The 2880-nt window shown below is 55.4% G+C and carries 2 protein-coding genes; both read left to right on the top strand.

The genetic code is table 11. From position 1 onward, the window contains the following. Nucleotides 1-176 precede the first annotated feature (176 nt). Nucleotides 177-1214 carry an NUDIX domain-containing protein gene (locus E1297_RS03105; protein WP_155133768.1) on the top strand — a complete coding sequence of 346 codons (1038 nt, stop codon included), beginning with the start codon at nucleotides 177-179 and terminating at the stop codon, nucleotides 1212-1214. Nucleotides 1215-1239: 25 nt separating this feature from the next. Continuing rightward, nucleotides 1240-2715 carry a nicotinate phosphoribosyltransferase gene (locus E1297_RS03100; RefSeq protein ID WP_155133765.1) on the top strand — a complete coding sequence of 492 codons (1476 nt, stop codon included), beginning with the start codon at nucleotides 1240-1242 and terminating at the stop codon, nucleotides 2713-2715. The last annotated feature ends 165 nt before the right edge of the window (nucleotides 2716-2880 follow it).

The following is a 2880-nucleotide window of genomic DNA, read 5'->3' as shown; positions in this document are numbered from 1 at the left end:
TCGATATCCGCCATGTTTCCGCCATCCGCTGGTTTTTTCGTAAACTGTGTCGTGTACAGGGCGGCGCGGCTTGATAGTCAACTCACTCGGAGAATAATTTGCATTTTACAATTTGCAAAATACAAATTAATCGCCTATCTTGAAATCAACGCAACACTAACACGATTGAAACACGCATGAGCGACAAGGCAAAGAAAACGGTCGGGGTCTTTATCGGAAGGTTTCAGCCTTTCCACATTGGACACGATTTCGTCATTCGGGAAGCACTTAGGAAAGTCGATAACCTCGTGATCCTGATCGGATCCGCGAACCGCGCTCGTTCCCAAGTGAATCCTTTCACCTACGAGGAGCGCGAGGATTTCATTCGCCGCGAATACCGAAAGGATGTCTCCGAGAACAAACTCCTGATCGCCCCTCTTCACGACCATGCCCAAGACTCGAAATGGTGCGCCGAGGCCGAAAAATCGGCTGCGAGGACGATGGTCGAAATCGGTCTATCCATAGACGATGTCGAATTCAACCTGGTCGGATACGCCAAGGACGGAAGTTCCTACTACCTGAGGAAATTCCCGCACTGGGGGTCCATCGAGATCGAGAGCCAGTTTGGCACCTTCTCCGCCACCGATATCCGCAACGACTTCCTCCGCCGGGCACCGATCATCCCGCATGACAACTGCCCGATCTCGGTCATCGAGTTCATGAAGAAGTTCAGACTTCGCGAGGAATTCAAATGGCTTCTGAGCGAAAGAGAGTTCGAGATCGAATACAAGCGTCCGTACACCGGTCTGGAGCACCCGCCAAACTTCATTACGACTGACGCAGTCATCGAACAAAACGGGATGATTCTGGTCGTGCGGCGTGGACAATGTCCAGGCAAGGGGCTGCTGGCGCTTCCGGGCGGACATCTCGAACCCAACCTAACGCTTTGGGACAATGTCCTAAAGGAAGTTCAGGAGGAAACAGGTCTCGATCCGGACGTGATCAAGGAAGCCTGTCTTGGCCAGGGACAAGTATTCGACGACCCGACCCGCTCGACGCGCGGAAGGACCGTCACCAACGTATATCGCTTCCGTCTCCCTGACGGTCTTCAAACCAGAGTTACCGCCGGAGACGACGCGGCTGATGCCTTCTGGATCAACCCAAAGACCGCGGATCCTCGCGAATTCATGGAAGACCACTACCTCATTCTCCAGTCCCTCGGACTGACCGGCTAACGAGAGCAACAGAAAGGACTTAGACATGAAACCCTACAACTGGCTCGCCGATATTGACAGCTACAAAGACTCTCACTTTCTGATGCTGCCTCCCGGAACGGAATACGTCTCGAGCTACATTGAGGCCCGCGTCGGCGGCAAATTCAACGAGGTCGTCGTGGCTGGACTTCAGCCGTTCCTCGACGACTACATGGAAGGCTCCGTCATCGATCAGTACGACATCGATGAGGCCGAGGAGTTGACGAACGAGCACGGATTGCCGTTCAACCGCGTCGGGGCCGAGATCATGCTCAACGAATATGGCGGCATCGCTCCGCTCGAAATCCGCTCGCTGCCTGAGGGTCTCGTCGTTCCTGCCGGTACCCCCATGGTGCAGGCGGTCAACACGGACCCGCGGTTCGCCTTCCTGACATCTGCCCGGGAAACACCGCTGCTGCGGGCCGTTTGGTACCCATCCACCGTCGCGACCTACAGCAGGGAAGCAAAGAAGGTTATCTGGAAGAACCTTGTTGAGACAAGTGACGACCCCGGCGGCCAGATCGGCTTCAAGCTGCACGACTTCGGCGCTCGTGGAACCACCTGCTACGAACAATCTGTTCTGGGCGGCATGGCTCACTTAATCAACTTCATGGGCACCGACACCAAGGCGGCCGTACGCGCGGTCAATTACTACTACGACGAGAAGCTGCGAACCGCACGGGAGATGCGGAGCGTCAAGGCTAACTTCAAGGAATTCATCGCGGGCTACTCGGTCCCTGCGAGCGAGCATTCCGTCGTCACGAGCTGGGGACCGGAGAAGGAACTCGAGTTCTGTCGCCACCTTCTGAACCAGTTTCCGAGCGGGATCGTTTCTTCTGTCTCCGACAGCTACGATCTCTGGGACGTCATCGACCGGATTTGGGGCGAGGAGCTGAAGAACGATGTCGAGAAACGCGACGGCACGATCGTCATTCGCCCCGACTCCGGTGATCCGGTCGATGTCGTCATTCGCGTCTTGAAGAAACTGGAGGCAAAGTTTAGCTCGACCATGAACAGCAAGGGGTACAGGGTCCTGCCTCCATACATTCGAGTCATCCAGGGGGATGGCATCGACATCTTCATCATGGGAAAAATCCTGAACGCGATGAAGCTAGCCGGGTTCTCGGGAGACAACATCGTCTTCGGCATGGGTGGAGGACTTCTTCAGAAGGTCAACCGAGATGACGCCCGCTTCGCCATGAAGGCTAACGCCATCCGTGTCGACGGAAAGTGGCAGGATGTTCAGAAGAAGCCTGCCACAGACCCAAGCAAGGCTTCCAAGGCAGGGCGTCAGGAGGTTCTCGTTACCGAGATGGGAGACTTCGTCGCACGGCGCTACGCTTCGGAAAGCGAAATGTCTCCGAACAACATGCTCGAGCTGCGCTGGAGGAATGGCAAACGTTTCAACCAGCATAACTTCTCCTCCGTCCGTGAAAGAGCGAACGTCGGGTTTGAGCTTACCGCCACCGCTGCGGCGGCTTAGGCTGATAAGCCGTGACATTAGGAAGGAGTGTCGCCAAGTGCGGTACTCTTTCAGTTCAGCATACAAAAATGCTCACGCGCAAGAACGGGATTGAAATTCGTTTTGTGACTACTCCTCACCCTTTCGGGTGATGCCTCTTGCTTCTCAGGCTGCAACGGGCATTAA

The organism is Roseibium sp. RKSG952 (genome assembly GCF_009711355.1).
Note: the sequence above shows the minus strand (reverse complement) of the source record. Positions and strands in the feature narration are given on the sequence as shown.